This window comes from Pseudomonas sp. 2024-210 (genome assembly GCF_045062345.1).
Classification (GTDB): domain Bacteria; phylum Pseudomonadota; class Gammaproteobacteria; order Pseudomonadales; family Pseudomonadaceae; genus Aquipseudomonas.
This window is the reverse complement of record NZ_JBJGEJ010000006.1, coordinates 287,657-303,568: the sequence shown is the minus strand read 5'-3', so window position 1 is coordinate 303,568 and position 15,912 is coordinate 287,657. Positions and strand designations below refer to the sequence as shown.

The 15,912-nt window shown below is 56.4% G+C and carries 16 protein-coding genes; 3 read left to right on the top strand and 13 right to left on the bottom strand.

Annotated elements, in window-relative coordinates; all coding sequences use genetic code 11:
* The 3 genes from xseA to leuA all read left to right on the top strand — a co-directional run.
* The coding region (xseA, locus tag ACI7MX_RS11845) for an exodeoxyribonuclease VII large subunit (protein ID WP_405634576.1) at positions 1–973 on the top strand (973 nt) is incomplete at its 5' end.
* Between the two features lie 3 nt (positions 974–976).
* Positions 977–1,801 (top strand): peptidoglycan DD-metalloendopeptidase family protein, encoded by an 825-nt coding sequence (locus tag ACI7MX_RS11840; protein WP_314483539.1) that lies wholly within the window; start codon positions 977–979, stop codon positions 1,799–1,801.
* Between the two features lie 345 nt (positions 1,802–2,146).
* Positions 2,147–3,826 (top strand): 2-isopropylmalate synthase, encoded by a 1,680-nt coding sequence (gene leuA / locus ACI7MX_RS11835; protein WP_405586531.1) that lies wholly within the window; start codon positions 2,147–2,149, stop codon positions 3,824–3,826.
* Positions 3,827–4,000: 174 nt separating this feature from the next.
* Here the strand turns inward: leuA and ACI7MX_RS11830 are convergent, their stop codons facing one another.
* From ACI7MX_RS11830 to fdx, 13 genes are all read right to left on the bottom strand, one after another.
* The gene (locus tag ACI7MX_RS11830) at positions 4,001–4,792 is read right to left on the bottom strand and encodes an amidohydrolase (protein ID WP_314483536.1); all 792 of its coding nucleotides are present in this window, start codon (positions 4,790–4,792) and stop codon (positions 4,001–4,003) included.
* Entirely contained in the window at positions 4,780–5,928 is a 1,149-nt protein-coding gene (locus ACI7MX_RS11825; protein ID WP_314483534.1) for a pyridoxal phosphate-dependent aminotransferase, read from the bottom strand. Before ACI7MX_RS11825 ends, ACI7MX_RS11830 begins: the two co-directional genes overlap by 13 nt.
* Before the next feature lie 105 nt (positions 5,929–6,033).
* Positions 6,034–7,503, bottom strand: coding sequence for a ribosome biogenesis GTPase Der (gene der / locus ACI7MX_RS11820; RefSeq protein ID WP_405586536.1), 1,470 nt, complete (start codon positions 7,501–7,503; stop codon positions 6,034–6,036).
* Positions 7,504–7,641: 138 nt separating this feature from the next.
* Positions 7,642–8,793: an outer membrane protein assembly factor BamB gene (gene bamB, locus ACI7MX_RS11815; protein WP_146384167.1), complete on the bottom strand. Its 1,152-nt coding sequence runs from the start codon at positions 8,791–8,793 to the stop codon at positions 7,642–7,644.
* The gene (locus ACI7MX_RS11810; RefSeq protein WP_405586539.1) at positions 8,786–9,427 is read right to left on the bottom strand and encodes a YfgM family protein; all 642 of its coding nucleotides are present in this window, start codon (positions 9,425–9,427) and stop codon (positions 8,786–8,788) included. The genes bamB and ACI7MX_RS11810 overlap by 8 nt, the downstream gene beginning before the upstream one ends.
* A gap of 40 nt (positions 9,428–9,467) precedes the next feature.
* Entirely contained in the window at positions 9,468–10,757 is a 1,290-nt protein-coding gene (gene hisS / locus ACI7MX_RS11805) for a histidine--tRNA ligase (protein WP_405586542.1), read from the bottom strand.
* 22 nt (positions 10,758–10,779) lie between these two features.
* Positions 10,780–11,889, bottom strand: a complete 1,110-nt coding sequence (ispG, locus tag ACI7MX_RS11800) for a flavodoxin-dependent (E)-4-hydroxy-3-methylbut-2-enyl-diphosphate synthase (RefSeq protein ID WP_122784839.1) — start codon at positions 11,887–11,889, stop codon at positions 10,780–10,782.
* Positions 11,890–11,892: 3 nt separating this feature from the next.
* Positions 11,893–12,888, bottom strand: a complete 996-nt coding sequence (locus ACI7MX_RS11795) for a RodZ domain-containing protein (protein ID WP_405586545.1) — start codon at positions 12,886–12,888, stop codon at positions 11,893–11,895.
* Positions 12,888–13,646, bottom strand: coding sequence for a type IV pilus biogenesis/stability protein PilW (gene pilW, locus ACI7MX_RS11790; RefSeq protein ID WP_405586548.1), 759 nt, complete (start codon positions 13,644–13,646; stop codon positions 12,888–12,890). The genes ACI7MX_RS11795 and pilW overlap by 1 nt, the downstream gene beginning before the upstream one ends.
* Positions 13,647–13,658: 12 nt before the next feature.
* Positions 13,659–14,807, bottom strand: a complete 1,149-nt coding sequence (gene rlmN / locus ACI7MX_RS11785; protein WP_405586551.1) for a 23S rRNA (adenine(2503)-C(2))-methyltransferase RlmN — start codon at positions 14,805–14,807, stop codon at positions 13,659–13,661.
* Positions 14,808–14,835: 28 nt separating this feature from the next.
* Positions 14,836–15,261 (bottom strand): nucleoside-diphosphate kinase, encoded by a 426-nt coding sequence (gene ndk, locus ACI7MX_RS11780; protein WP_010457859.1) that lies wholly within the window; start codon positions 15,259–15,261, stop codon positions 14,836–14,838.
* A gap of 93 nt (positions 15,262–15,354) precedes the next feature.
* The gene (gene iscX, locus ACI7MX_RS11775) at positions 15,355–15,555 is read right to left on the bottom strand and encodes a Fe-S cluster assembly protein IscX (RefSeq protein ID WP_048385877.1); all 201 of its coding nucleotides are present in this window, start codon (positions 15,553–15,555) and stop codon (positions 15,355–15,357) included.
* Between the two features lie 12 nt (positions 15,556–15,567).
* Complete coding sequence (fdx, locus tag ACI7MX_RS11770; protein WP_047273851.1) at positions 15,568–15,909, bottom strand: ISC system 2Fe-2S type ferredoxin; 342 nt, start codon at positions 15,907–15,909, stop codon at positions 15,568–15,570.
* Positions 15,910–15,912 lie beyond the last annotated feature (3 nt).

Below are 15,912 nucleotides of genomic sequence, written 5' to 3'. Positions count from 1 at the left end.
GCGCAAAGTCGCCCTGCCCGCCCACCCGCAGCGCATCGGCATTGTCAGCTCGCCCACGGGGGCGGTCATCCGCGACATCATCAGCGTCTTCCGCCGCCGCGCGCCGCACATTGAACTGACCCTGATCCCGACCGCCGTGCAAGGCCGCGAAGCCACCGCACAAATTGTGCGCGCCTTGAAGCTGGCCGATGCGCGCGGCTTTGACGCGTTGATTCTGGCCCGCGGCGGCGGTTCGCTGGAAGACCTGTGGTGCTTCAACGAAGAAGGCGTGGCACGTGCCATTGATGCGTGCATCACGCCTATCGTCAGCGCTGTTGGCCACGAAACCGATGTTTCAATCGCCGACTTTGTGGCTGACGTCCGAGCACCGACGCCGTCAGCGGCTGCCGAGTTGCTGGCCCCCGATTCAAGCGACCTGCAACGGCGTATCGACAGCCTTCACCGCCGCTTGGTGATGCGCATGCACGACCGTCTGATGCGCGATCGCCTACGTCTCGACGGCTTGGCACGACGCCTGCGCAATCCCGCAGAGCGCCTGCGTCAGCAAGCCCAACGCTTGGATGATTTGGACATGCGCATGCGCCGGGCCTTCGAACGTAGCCTCAATACACGCCGCGAACGCCTTATCCGCCTCGAAACGCGTTTGGCCGGTCAGCACCCGGGCCGTCAACTGGCGCTGCTGCGTCAACGCCTGGACACGCTGGCCGAGCGCCTGCCGCGCGCCATGCGCGAAGGGCTGAAGTCACGCCGCCTGCACCTGCAAACCCAAATGCAAACCCTACATGTGGTGAGCCCTTTGGCCACGCTGGGCCGGGGTTACAGCATTTTGCTCGATGAGCGCGGCAACGCCATCCGCAGCGCCGCACAAACCCACAATGGCCAGCGGTTGAAAGCCAGACTAGGCGAAGGCGAATTGCACGTTCGGGTTGAAGACAACCATCTCACGCCTGTCACCCTTTCATTACTGGATTAATCCATGCTGCGCTTTTTCTCTGCCCTTTTTTTACTGTGCCTGACACTCAACGCCAATGCGGCAGACAGCTACATCACTCGCCTACTGAACAAACCCGTGCCGGGCGGTGTGGCCGTGATTGAGCTGGGGACGGGTGCACAAGCGCCCAAGGCATCCTTTCAAGGTAAACCGGTCATGGTGATCAAAGAGCAGGACACCTGGCGAGCCATTGTCGGCATCCCGCTCACCGTCAAGCCGGGAATCGAGCAGATCAGCACGGGCGGCCGCGACCTTAACTTTACGGTGGGCACCAAGAAGTACCCGGAACAGCGCATCACCCTCAAAAACAAGCGTCAGGTTAACCCCAACCCGGATGACATAAAGCGCATCGACAACGAGCTGGCGATTCAGATCAAGGCCTACCGTACCTTCAGTCCTAACACGCCAAGCAATCTGCTACTCGATAAACCCGTCAACGGGCCGCTGTCGAGCAAGTTCGGCGTTCGTCGATTCTTCAATGGCGAAGAGCGCAATCCGCACGCAGGTCTCGATTTCGCTGTGCCGGCGGGCACGCCTATCAAGACCCCGGCGGCGGGAAAGGTCATTTTGATAGGTAACTACTTTTTTAACGGCAACACCGTATTTGTCGACCACGGCCAAGGCTTTATCAGCATGTTTTGCCACATGTCGAAAGTGGATACAAAGGTCGGTCAACAACTGGCGCGAGGCGATGTGGTGGGTAAAGTGGGCTCCACCGGCCGTGCCACGGGCCCGCATATGCACTGGAACGTCAGCCTTAATGATGCCCGCATCGATCCGGCCATTTTTATCGGTGCCTTCCAGCCCTGACAGCGTCGCCAAAGGGAGGATCAGCAGCAGCACAGGCTGCTGATCATCCACCAAACTCCTGCAATAAAAACAACCTTAAAGCCATATCAGCGCAACCAAAGATCGTAAAACGTCAACATTCGAGCATTTCTCTCAATATTTTTTAGCTGCTTGCCATCTTCCCATCCAGTGGTTAGGGTTGAGGCCATGAATAGCGCTCACACCCTCATTCTGCTACGCCAACATCGCAGCCTTTGCCTCGTCAGTGCACGACTGCAAAGCTAGTCGCGGTGCCTCGCCCCTTGTGCTTTGTATTTCTTCAGCAAGCCGCTCAATAACTGCGGCTTGTACAAAAAGGATTGCCTGATGACCATGCTCAAAGACCCGTCTTCCAAATACCGCGCCTTCCCGGTTATTAACTTGCCTGACCGCACCTGGCCGTCGAAAACCATCACCAAAGCGCCGATCTGGTGCAGCTCCGACCTGCGCGACGGCAACCAGTCGCTGATCGAGCCGATGGATGCGGTAAAGAAGCTGCGCTTCTGGAAGACGCTGGTGAGCGTAGGCGTTAAAGAGATCGAGGCATCATTCCCGGCAGCATCGCAAACCGACTTTGACTTCGTGCGCACCTTGATCGAAGACGGGCATATCCCGGACGACACAACCATTCAGGTGCTGACACAAGGCCGTGAAGACTTGATCGCTCGCACCTTTGAGTCGCTGCGCGGCGCGAAAAAAGCCATCGTCCACCTCTACAATGCGACCTGCCCGGCATTCCGCCGCATCGTGTTCAACCAGGACAAAGAAGGCATCAAGGAAATTGCCGTCAGCGCGGCCAAGCTGTTCGTCAAATATGCGGCTCAACAGCCCGAAACCCACTGGACGTTCGAGTATTCGCCTGAAACCTTCAGCGCCACCGAGCTGGAGTTCGCCAAGGAAGTGTGCGACGCGGTGATCGAGGTGTGGAATCCGACACCCGAGCACAAAATGATCCTCAATCTGCCTGCGACCGTTGAGTGCGCCACGCCGAACATTTATGCCGACCAGATCGAGTGGTTCGGTCGCCATATCAATCGCCGTGACAGCGTGCTGATCAGCCTGCACACCCACAACGACCGTGGCACTGGTGTGGCCGCCACTGAATTGGGCCTGATGGCGGGTGCCGATCGCGTTGAAGGTTGCCTGTTCGGTAACGGTGAACGGACCGGTAACGTCGATCTGGTGACCGTGGCTTTGAACATGTACACCCAGGGCCTGAACCCTGAACTGGATTTCTCCGACATCGACGGCGTGCGCAAGGTCGTTGAAGAGTGCAACCAGATTCCGGTGCACCCACGTCACCCGTACGTGGGTGATTTGGTCCACACCGCATTCTCTGGCTCGCATCAGGACGCTATCCGCAAAGGTTTCGCCCAGCAAAAACCGGATGGTCTGTGGGAAGTACCGTACTTGCCTATCGACCCGGCAGACATAGGCCGCAGCTATGAAGCGGTAATCCGCGTGAACAGCCAATCCGGCAAAGGCGGGATTGCTTACTTGCTGGAGCAGGAATACGGCATCAGCTTGCCGCGCCGGATGCAGATCGAATTCAGCCAGGTGGTTCAGCGCGAGACGGATCGCTTGGGTCTTGAAATGACTGCCCAACAGATTCACAACTTGCTGCGCAGTGAGTATTTGCAGGCCAATACGCCTTACGCGCTGGTTAGTCATCGTCTTCAGGAAGAAAACGGCCACAGCGCAGTCGAGGTCGAAGTGTCCGCCAAAGGCGACGGTGAAACCAATCTGCGCTGGAGCGGCAAGGGTAATGGCGCGCTGGAAGCGCTGGTGGCCGGTCTGCCCGTTAAAGCAGAGATCATGGATTACAACGAGCATGCGATTGGCGCGGGCACCAATGCTAAAGCGGCGGCCTACATTGAGTTGCGCGTGAATGGCGAACGCGCCGTGCATGGCGTGGGCATTGATGACAACATCACCACCGCCAGCTTCAAGGCCCTGTTCAGCGCCCTGAACCGTTCGCTGAGCGAAAGCGAGGCAAAAGCCGCGTAAGCAGTTCTGGTATGGCAAAAGGCCCCAAGGTGCGAACCTTGGGGCCTTTTGCGTATTGGCTGACAGAACACCCTCACCCGAGCCCTCTCCCAGAGGGAGAAGGAACTGATTGCGAGATGCTTTAGCTTCTAGTCCCCTCTCCTTCCGGGAGGGTTAGGGTGAGGGCAAGCCTCTCTATCGAAACTCGAACGTATCGGCATCCTTATAAGCCGGAAAGCGCTCCCGGTAAGCCGCCAGCTCTGCCGCATTCAGGCGAACCTCAAACACCCCATCCCCCTCTCCCGCACTGAGCAATGACTCACCCTGAAAGTCGAAGATATGACTGTCGCCTGTATAAACCAGACCTTTACCGTCTGTCCCCACCCGATTGACCGCCGCGACGTAGCACAGGTTTTCAATCGCACGTGCAGGCAGCAAGCGGTTCCAGTGCAGACGACGCGCACCCGGCCAGTTGGCGGTGTACAGCAACAAGTCAGTGTCGTGAGGATCACTGCTCCACACCGGAAATCTCAGGTCGTAGCAAATCAAAGGACGAACCCGCCAGCCTTTGACTTCAAACTGGATCTGACGCTCGCCCGGGGTGAAATGCTCGTGTTCACCCGCCATGCGGAACAAATGGCGCTTATCGTAGTGCAGTACTTCACCATCAGGGCGCGCCCACAGCAGGCGATTACGATGACTGCCATCAGCCGCTAGTACGATGATGCTTCCGGTCACGACAGCATTAAGCTTCTTGGCCTGCGCAATGAGCCACGCGTGAGTAGGCCCGTGCTCAGGTTCTGCCAGCGTTTCTGACTCCATGCTGAAGCCTGTCGTAAACATTTCCGGCAACACCACCAGATCAGCGCCTTTGGCTTGCTCCAGCAACTCTTCAAAATGCTCAAAGTTGGCCTGACGGTCATGCCAGGCCAGCGTGGTTTGCACCAACGCAACGGTTAAATCAGATAATTTACTTAGATCACGCATAGTTTTTCTGCTGCTTCACGCAGCGTCTCCTCGCGTTTTGCAAAACATAAACGAACCAGCCGCTGCCCTTCAGGCGGGGACTGGTAGAACACCGACACCGGAATTGTCGCCACACCGTGCTCGCGGGTGAGCCATTCGGCCATGGCGACATCATCGAGGTCGGGACGAATTCGAGAATAATCGACCAGTTGAAAATAGGTCCCTGCCACCGGTTTAAAGGTGAAACGCGACGGGCTTAGCAAATCACAAAACAGATCGCGCTTGGCCTGATAAAACCCCGGCAACTCTTCTACATGTTCCGGATGAGCCTGCATAAAATCTGCCAAGGCATATTGCAAAGGCGTCACTCCGCAAAAACTGACGTACTGGTGAACCTTGCGCAACTCGGCTGTCAGGGCAGGCGGCGCCACGACATATCCCGTTTTCCAACCGGTAACGTGGTAAGTCTTACCGAACGAACTGACCACGAATGCCCGATCGTACAACTGCGCGTGCGACAAAACACTGACATGGGACACACCGTCGTACACCAGATGCTCATACACCTCATCGCTGATGAGGTAGATGTCACGGTCTGCGATCAATGCAGCCAACTGATCAAGTTCGGCACGGCTAATCAATGCACCACTTGGGTTATGCGGGCTGTTGAGGATGATCATGCGCGTGCGCGGCGTCAGTGCATCTTTAAGCTTTTGCCAGTCAATGGAGAAGTCGTCCAGCCCCAACTGTACATGCACGCAACGACCACCGGCCAACTCAACCGAGGGCTCGTAGCTGTCATAGCACGGGTCGAACACGATGACTTCGTCACCGGCGTGAATGACCGCCTGGATTGCACAAAAAATAGCTTGAGTGGCCCCGGGAGTGATAGTCACCTCGGTATCGGCATCCACGTGCACGCCGTAACTGCGAGCAATTTTTGCCGCCACTTGAGTACGCAAAGCGGGCAAGCCAGTCATTGGCGAGTATTGGTTGTGACCACGGGCGATATGTTGGCCAACCGCATCGCGCAGCGCTTGCGGGCCATCAAAGTCAGGAAATCCCTGAGACAGGTTAAGCGCGCCGGTTTCTGCCGCGAGTTGCGACATGCGCGTAAAGATGGTGGTGCCGACATTCGGCAATTTACTGACAATCATGGACGTCACCCTTTCAGGGAGCTGCAAGTAGTAAGCCTCAAGCTGCAAGCTAAAGCATATTCGCTTTAACTTACAGCTTGCAGCTGAAAACTTACAGCTAGCGCGTTAGCGCTTGTCTCTACGATTTTTCTCGGCTTTCTTGTGGTGCGACATCATGCGGCGCTTCTTGTTGACCTGACGGTCAGTAAGCGAGTTCTTGTTGCCTTCGTACGGGTTCTCGCCACCTTTGAACTCGATGCGGATCGGCGTACCGACCAGCTTCAAGACTCGACGGTAGGTGTTTTCGAGATAACGGACGTAAGACTTCGGAACCTTCTCAACCTGGTTACCGTGAATCACGATAATCGGCGGGTTGGCACCACCCAAGTGGGCATAACGCAGCTTGATCCGGCGGCTGTTAACCATCGGTGGCGCGTGCTCACTGACCGCGTCTTCCAGAATCTGGGTCAGACGGTTGGTCGGCCAGCGCGTTACTGCCGACTTGAAGGAGTTCTGCACCGATTGGTACAGGTTACCGACACCGGTGCCGTGCAAGGCCGAGATAAAGTGAATATCGGCGAAGTCAACGAAGAACAGGCGACGGGTCAATTCGACCTTCACGAACTCGCGCTCGCTTGGGGTCATGCCGTCCCACTTGTTGATCGCGATGACTAGAGCACGACCGGCCTCCAGCGCAAAACCCAACAGGTTCAGGTCGTGGTCAACCACGCCTTCACGAGCGTCCATTACAAAGATCACCACGTTGGCGTCTTTGATGGCTTGCAGGGTTTTGACCACGGAGAATTTTTCGACTTCTTCGTGGATCTTGCCGCGCTTGCGCACACCCGCGGTGTCGATCAGCGTGTACTTCTCGTCATTGCGCTCAAACGGGATGTAGATACTGTCACGCGTGGTACCTGGCTGGTCGTACACGATCACCCGATCTTCACCCAGCATGCGGTTAACCAGGGTCGATTTACCGACGTTAGGGCGACCAATGATAGCGATCTTGATACCGTCTTTTTCACTTGGGCCAGGAATGCGCTTGGCTTCCTCACCTTCGAGCACGATTTCTTCTTCGCCGTCGACCGGCTCTTCTTCATCACGCGGGAAGTTGCCCAAGGCAATTTCCAGCATTTGCGTGATACCACGACCATGAGCACCGGCGATTGGAATCGCATCACCCATGCCCAAGGGTGCGAACTCGGCGCGAGCCATGTCCGGATCAATGTTATCGACCTTGTTGGCAACCACGTAAGAACGCTTGTTACGCTTACGCAGGTGCTCGCCGATCATCTGGTCAGCAGCGGTAAAACCCGCTTTTGCATCTACCAGGAACAGAACAACATCCGCTTCTTCGATCGCCAGCAGTGACTGCTCGGCCATCTTTTCGTCCATACCGTGCTCGTCACCGGAAATACCACCGGTGTCGACCAGAATGTAGGAACGCCCTTGCCACTTGGCCTCACCGTATTGGCGATCACGGGTTAGACCGGACAAGTCGCCGACGATAGCGTCGCGAGTCCTGGTCAGGCGGTTGAACAAGGTGGACTTGCCGACGTTAGGTCGGCCCACCAGGGCGATTACGGGAACCATGCGGCTCTCCACTTCGTTATTTCAGAAAATACAAAAGCCGCAGCAAGGCTGCGGCCAGAGTTCGGAACAGCACATATGTGCCGCGAGCCTTGCCAGAGCAAGGCTGCCTGAGACCCTAGAGCCTCAAGCATAGACGCCTTAGCGAATGGTCAGGGCTTCCAGTTTGCCGCTGTTACCAAACACGTAAATCATGTCACCGACCACCAGCGGACGTGCCCGAAGGCCATCACTGTCTACACGAGTACGGCCAACGAAACGACCATCAACCTGACTGAGCAGGTGCAGATAGCCTTCCATGTCGCCGACTGCCACGTAGCTGGAGAAAACTTCTGGTGCCGACAATTGACGGCGGGCCAGAGCATCGTTGCTCCACAAGGCAGTGGTCGAGCGCTCATCAACGCCTTCAACCGTACCGGACGCCAGGCTGACGTAGACGTTGCCAAAGCCCTGCGCGACACCGGCATAGCTGGAAGCATCGCGCTGCCAAAGCACGCGACCGCTTTCCAGTTCCAGTGCTGCCATACGGCCCTGGTAGCTCGCTACATACAGCGTGCCGCCGGACAACAGCAGACCGCCGTCAATATCAACGATGCGCTCCAGCTCCGAGCGACCTTGCGGTACGGCCACACGCTGCTCCCATACCGGCACACCGGTCTGAGTATCCAGCGCAACGACTTTACCGGTCGACAGACCTGCAACCGCCAGGTGATTGGTTACCAGCGGAGCACCGGTGCCACGCAAGGTCAAAACACCTGGCGTGCTGTCGTAGATCCAGCGCTGATCGCCCGTCGAGGCGTCCAGGCCAATCAGATGGTCGTCCTGAGTCTGAACCACAACGATATCGCCGTTGGTTGCAGGTGGAGCCAGCACTTCGCTGTTAACACGTGCGCGCCATTTCTCTTCACCGTTGCTGGCATCCAGAGCAATGACATCACCCTGCAAGGTACCCAGCAGCACCAGACCATAGCCCAGACCTACTGCGCCAGAAACAGGCTGATCGAGGTCTTTCTTCCACTGAACGTCACCGTTCATGCGGTCAAGAGACATCACTACGCCCGTCACGTCAGCGGCGTAGATGTTATTACCTTCAACAGCTGGTACCAGCATGTTATAGGTTTTGCCCTGACCGTCACCGATCGAGCGATCCCACTGCTTTTGCAACACGACTTCTTCTTTGAAGTCCGTCAATTCAGCCGGTGGAAGTTCTTTTTTGCTGTTGCTGCTGCAACCCGCGGCCAACACGACCAGAGCCAGCAATGCCGCATGTTTCCATCGAATCACTTCACGCATCCCCTTTGGCCAGGTCGTCCAGCTTGATTTGTAAGCCACCGACCGCCGCTTCATCCGACAGCGCGGCTTTGGCTTTTTCGTAGGCGGCACGTGCGTCGTCAGTACGGCCCTGCTGTACCAGCAGGTCGCCTTTCAGTTCTTCACGGCTGGCCAGGAATGCTTTGTCCGAATCGCCTTCAAGCAGTTTCAAGGCATCATCAACTTTGCCTTGTGCTGCCAGAACTTGAGCCAGACGCTGACGTGCAACTTCACCCAGCGTTGGGTTGGTTGGCTTGTCGACAATGGTTTTCAGCTCAGTGGCTGCGTCGTCGAGTTTGCCATTGTCCACGGCCACTTTAGCCACGAACAACCCGCCAAATTGTGCGTAGGCAGAACCTGCGTATTCGCCTTTCAACTTGTTGGCCAGATCAGCCACACGGGCCACATCGGGCTTACCGTCAGGCGTGAGTGTGGTTTCAAGCAACTGCTGATACAGAACCGACGCACCTTGCGACTGATTCGCCTGATATTTGTGCCATAGCTGCCAGCCGGACACCACTACCAGCGCAAGCAAGCCGCCAGTAAGCAGGGGTTTGCCGTTACGCTGCCACCAGTCTTTCAACTCGCCCAGCTGTTCATCTTCGTTACTCGACACCCCAACACTCCTTATTCGCTAAATCGGCTGTTTTACAGCTTCAACCCTGCACAACGCAGGTGGCCAAGTGCTCAGCTAGAGCATCCCAGGCAATCGTTTGTTGTTCGCCCTGGCCACGCAGAGGTTTGACGCCTACCACTTGCTGGGCCAATTCGTCGTCGCCCAGAATCAGTGCGTATAGCGCACCGCTTTTGTCGGCTTTTTTAAACTGGCTTTTGAAACTGCCGGCGCCCGCGTTGATCTGCAAGCGCAGGTTCGGCAATTGATCACGAACCCGCTCGCTCAATGCCAAGGCAGCCAGTTCGGCAGCCTCACCAAACGCGCACAGATAAACGTCCACCTGACGCGCCAACTCTTGCGGGATTTGTTCAAGCGTTTCAACCAACAGAATCAAACGCTCGATGCCCATTGCAAAGCCAACGCCAGTGGTCGGTTTGCCGCCCATTTGCTCGACCAGACCGTCATAACGGCCGCCCGCGCAGACAGTGCCTTGAGCGCCCAGCTTGTCAGTGACCCATTCAAATACGGTTTTGCTGTAGTAATCGAGGCCGCGAACCAGCTTGGGGTTGATCACATAAGGAATACCGGCAGCATCCAGACGGGCCTTCAGCCCTTCGAAATGCACCCGGGACTCTTCGTCGAGGTAATCCACCAGCTTGGGCGCATCCACCAGTACAGCCTGAGTATCGGCGTTCTTGGTATCAAGCACCCGCAGCGGGTTGGATTTCAAACGACGCTGGCTATCTTCGTCAAGCTCGCTCAAGCGCAAGGACAGGTATTCCACCAGCGCCGCACGATAGCGGGCGCGGGCTTCACTGGTACCCAGGCTGTTGAGCTCAAGCTTGACCGCATCACGGATGCCCAGCTCTCCCCACAGACGCCAGGTCAGCACGATCAATTCAGCATCGATGTCCGGCCCATCCAGGTTGAACACCTCAACCCCAATCTGATGGAACTGGCGATAGCGACCTTTCTGCGGGCGCTCGTGGCGGAACATCGGGCCGATGTACCACAACTTTTGAACCTGACCACCGCCGGTGATGCCGTGCTCAAGCACAGCACGGACGCACGCCGCCGTGCCTTCAGGACGCAAGGTCAGCGAATCGCCGTTGCGGTCCTCGAAGGTGTACATCTCTTTTTCGACGATATCAGTCACTTCGCCGATGGAGCGCTTGAACAGTTCGGTGAACTCGACGATAGGCATGCGAATTTGCTTGTAACCGTAGTTATCCAGCAAACGCGCTACCTTGCCTTCGACGTAACGCCATACAGGCGTCTGGTCGGGCAGAATGTCGTTCATGCCACGAATGGCTTGCAGAGACTTGCTCACAAAAAGTCCTTAATTCGTTTGATTAGCCGCGCGCGATAACCGCTGCGTCAGCTTCGACCTTTTCGGCCGCCTTCTGGCGAATCAGCTTTTCGAGCTCATCCACCAGGTTTTCATTCGTCAATTTCTGCGACGGCTTGCCATCGATATAAATCAGGTTGGGCGTTCCGCCGGTCAGGCCCACATGGGCCTCCTTGGCTTCACCGGGGCCATTTACAACACAGCCGATCACAGCGACATCCAAGGGCACCAGCAGATCTTCCAGGCGCCCTTCCAGCTCGTTCATGGTTTTAACCACGTCGAAGTTCTGGCGCGAACAGCTTGGGCACGCAATAAAGTTAATGCCACGCGAGCGCAAACGCAGTGATTTCAGGATGTCGTAACCAACTTTGACTTCCTCAACCGGGTCTGCTGCCAACGAGATACGGATAGTATCGCCAATTCCCTCGGCGAGCAGCATACCTAGGCCGACGGCAGATTTCACTGTGCCCGAACGTAAACCACCGGCTTCGGTGATACCCAAGTGCAGCGGCTGGACGATTTCCTTAGCCAGGAGACGGTAGGCTTCAACCGCCATAAACACGTCGGAGGCCTTAACGCTGACCTTGAAGTCCTTGAAATTCAGGCGTTCAAGGTGCTCAACGTGACGCAGTGCTGACTCTACCAGCGCAGCAGGGGTCGGTTCGCCGTACTTCTTTTGCAGGTCTTTCTCGAGCGAACCGGCGTTAACGCCGATCCGAATTGGAATACCGCGATCACGGGCAGCATCGACCACGGCACGTACACGGTCTTCGCGACCAATGTTGCCCGGGTTGATGCGCAAACAGTCCACACCCAACTCGGCTACGCGCAGCGCAATCCGATAATCGAAGTGGATGTCGGCAACCAATGGCACTTTGACCAATTGCTTGATACGGCCAAACGCTTCTGCTGCATCCATATCAGGTACGGAAACCCGCACGATATCGACACCTGCGGCTTCCAGACGATTGATTTGCGCAACGGTCGCTGCGACATCATTGGTATCGCTGTTGGTCATACTCTGTACAGCAATGGGGGCATCGCCACCGACTGGCACAGAGCCGACCCAGATTTTGCGCGATTCGCGACGTTTGATTGGTGATTCGCCGTGCATGACTTATTGACCTAACTTCAGGCGAGCAGTCTCGCCACTGGTGAAAGGAGCGACATCCACCGCCTGACCGTTGTAGGTCACTTGCGCGCCACGGGCAAAGCCCAGGCGCAAGCTCAGAGGTGGCTTGCCGCTCACTTCAAGATTTTCGCCTTTGCGCTTCAGGCCGCCAAACAACACTTTACCCGTCGCATCGGTGACTTGAGTCCAGCAATCTGCGTTGTATTGCACTGCAACCTTGCCAGCACCGGCTACTGGTGCGCTTTCGACAGGCGCAACTGCGGGAGCAACTGGCGTGGCAGCAAGCGTTGGCGCGACAGGTGCCGCAGGCGCAGACGGGTCAGAAGTGACGGCGGCAACGGGTGCGGAGGCAGTGGCGGCAGGCGCAGACGCAAGCGGAAGTGCCAATGCCGAGCTCTGCGTTTGCTCCTCAGCGGTTTGGGCTTCAACCGGTGATTGTGCTTCAACCTTGGCTTCAGCCACGGCCTGATCTTCCGGCTCGTCGAGCGGGTGGATCTGGGTGGTGCCGTCAGCACCTTCAACTTCCACGTGTTCCGGGGCCAGACCAATCAGGTCTTTGGTGCGCATGGACGTTTGGTCCTGCCACCAGATAAAGCCACCACCGATAACAGCGATCAGCAACAGCAGGCTGACAATACGCAAGATGGTGTGCGAAATACGCACCGGCTCTTCAATGCGGCCAAGGCTGTGCACACTACTGCCGTTGGCATCTGTTCCGGTGTAGAGATCAAACTCATGCACCAGCGCAGTCTGATCCATACCGAGCAATTTGGCATAGGCGCGAATATAACCACGAGCAAAGGTATGCCCCGGCAGCTTGTCGAACGCCCCCGCCTCAAGATTACTCAAGGAGCTGGCCGTGAGATTAAGCTTCATGGCGACTTCAGCCAACGTCCAGCCATTGTTTTCACGGGCCTGACGCAAGGTCTCACCAGGATTGACACGAGTCGCTGCTAGAACTTCGGGTTGCGCCGCTTTCATCATTGCTCCGACAGGTATTGCTGATATTCCGGCGTACCGGGATAGAGTCTTTTTAGTTGATGACCATAATTGGCTGTTGAAGCACGCTCGTCGAAAACATCTGCCAACCGCGCACCGAGCAATAGACTACGTGCATTTTGCCCGCTAAGCAGGCTAAAACGATCGTAAAAGTCACGTGCGGGCACATAATGCCTGTCTTCGTAAGACAACTCAGCCATTTCGAGCAGTGCGCGGGGTTGTCGGGGGTTCAAACGCAGGGCTTTTTCGAGCTGCTGACGGCCCTCATCCCGCTGACCCAACTTGAGTGCAGTCATCCCCAGATTCTCGAAGATGCGCGATCGATCAGGATAGAGCGGGTCGGCCAGAGCTTTTTGAAAGTACGCGCTGGCTTCTTGGTAGCGCTGTTGCTCAAACAGAAAGCTGGCGTAATTGTTGAGAATGCGCGGGTCGCCTGGCCGCCGGTTCAACGCCGTGCGAAATGCCTGTTCAGCCAGCTCAAACTCCATTTCAGACTGAAAAACCAAAGCCAGGGCGGCTTGGGTGTCCGGATCAGTCTTGTCGAGTTCGAGGGCCTTGCCCAAAGGTACTTTGGCCTGTTCTGCCATCCCCTGCTGGAGATAACCGAGGCCCAACTGAACATAAGCCTCACGCGCTGCATCACGCCCTTCGTCGCTGTTCATCGGGCTTGAGCTACCCGATGAAACGCAGCCCGCAACTAAGCCGGCCCATACGACACACAGCGCAGCGCGCAGGATCATGGATGTCCTCTCTCAGGACGCCGAGGCAGCGTTGGGCGCTGAGTCGGCATCGGCGTTGAGCTCACGCGCGGCAATCAGGCGCGAGCTGCGACGGGTGCGGTCATTGACCTGCCCCACCAACTGCCCACAGGCCGCGTCGATGTCTTCGCCGCGCGTCGTGCGCACGGTCACGTTGTAACCCGCCTGCTGCAACAGCTCCTGAAAACGGCGAATGGCGTTGTTGCTTGGACGCTCATAACCCGAATGCGGGAAAGGGTTGAACGGGATCAGGTTGATCTTGCACGGCGTGTCCTTGAGCAACTCGATCATTTCACGCGCGTGGTCAACATGGTCGTTCACGTCTTTGAGCAAGGTGTACTCGACGGTCAACACGCGCTTCTCACCCAAGGTCGCCATATAACGACGGCAAGAATCAAGCAGCATGGCCAGCGGGTACTTCTTGTTGATGGGCACCAACTGACTGCGCAGCTCGTCGTTAGGTGCGTGCAGTGACAATGCCAGGGAGACGTCAATGTGCTTGGCCAGCTCATCGATCATCGGCACTACGCCCGAGGTGGACAAGGTGACCCGGCGCTTGGAAATGCCGTAACCCAGGTCATCCATCATCAATTTCATGGCACTGATGACGTTGTCGAAGTTCAGCAGCGGTTCACCCATCCCCATCATCACCACATTGGTGATGGCACGGTCGATGGTTGCCGGAACACTGCCGAAGGATTTGTTGGCAATCCACACCTGACCGATCACTTCGGCGGCGGTGAGGTTGCTATTGAAACCTTGCTTGCCGGTGGAGCAGAAACTGCAGTCCAGGGCACAGCCAGCCTGGGACGAAACGCACAAGGTGCCGCGTTTGCCCGAGGGAATGTAAACCGTCTCGACGCAGCTGCCGGACTCTACACGTACCACCCATTTACGGGTGCCATCGCTGGAGATGTCCTCGCTGACGACTTCAGGCCCACGAACCTCAGCAATAGCCTTGAGCTTGTCGCGCAAGGCCTTGCTGACGTTAGTCATGGCGTCGAAATCTTCGACGCCAAAGTGGTGAATCCACTTCATGACCTGACCGGCACGGAAACGCTTCTCCCCGATTGAGTCGAAGAATTTCTCCATTTCCGGTTGAGTCAAACCCAACAGGTTGGTTTTGCCAGTCGTTGCAATCATGTCTTCACCCTCACTCACAAGCCAATACTTAGCGAGTGGTTACTTCAGTAGCTGCGAAAAAGTAGGAGATTTCGCGTGCAGCAGCGGCTTCCGAGTCGGAACCGTGAACAGCGTTCGCGTCGATGGAATCAGCGAAGTCAGCACGGATGGTGCCAGCAGCGGCTTCTTTAGGGTTGGTAGCGCCCATCAGTTCGCGGTTCAGAGCGATAGCGTTTTCGCCTTCCAGAACCTGAACAACAACTGGACCGGAGATCATGAAAGCAACCAGGTCGCCGAAGAAACCACGAGCGCTGTGCTCAGCGTAGAAGCCTTCAGCTTCAGCTTTGGACAGCTGCTTCATTTTCGAAGCTACAACCTTCAGGCCGGCTTTTTCAAAACGAGTGGTGATCTCGCCAATAACGTTTTTTGCAACAGCGTCAGGCTTGATGATGGAGAAAGTGCGTTGAACAGCCATGGTGTAACTCCAGAAACAATGATTTAAGCGAAAAATTAAACCCGCGAATTATACGCGGGTTCTGGGGTATTGCATAATTACGTCGTTACAAGCTTAGTCGGCTTCTTCGATCCACAACCCCTGAATGGCTTCGAGAACCTTCTCTCCACCACGATCCGGGATGTCGTCAAAGTCAGGCAGCGCCATCACCAGATTGCGCAGCTTGACGAAGTTCACGGTCAGAGGATCAACATCCGGGTGAGCTTCAGCCAGTTGTATTGCAATTTCTTGAACATCAACCCATTTAAGGCTCATGACAATTCCTTATCAGTGCGGCGCTTCGGCAGCATGGTTAAGGGAATATTTCGGAATCTCGACCGTCAGGTCTTCAGTACCGACCTTGGCCTGGCAGCTCAAACGGGAGTGAGCTTCAAGACCCCAGGCACGATCCAGGTAGTCTTCTTCCAGCTCATCAGCCTCTTCGAGCGAGTCAAAGCCTTCACGAATAATGCAGTGACAGGTCGTGCACGCACAGACACCACCACAAGCACTTTCGATTTCGATGTGATTGTCATGGGCCACTTCGAGAATGGACTTGCCGGTCTCAGCCTCAACGACCATACCGTCCGGGCAATGCTCGGCATGTGGCAGAAAAATGATCTGCGGCATCAG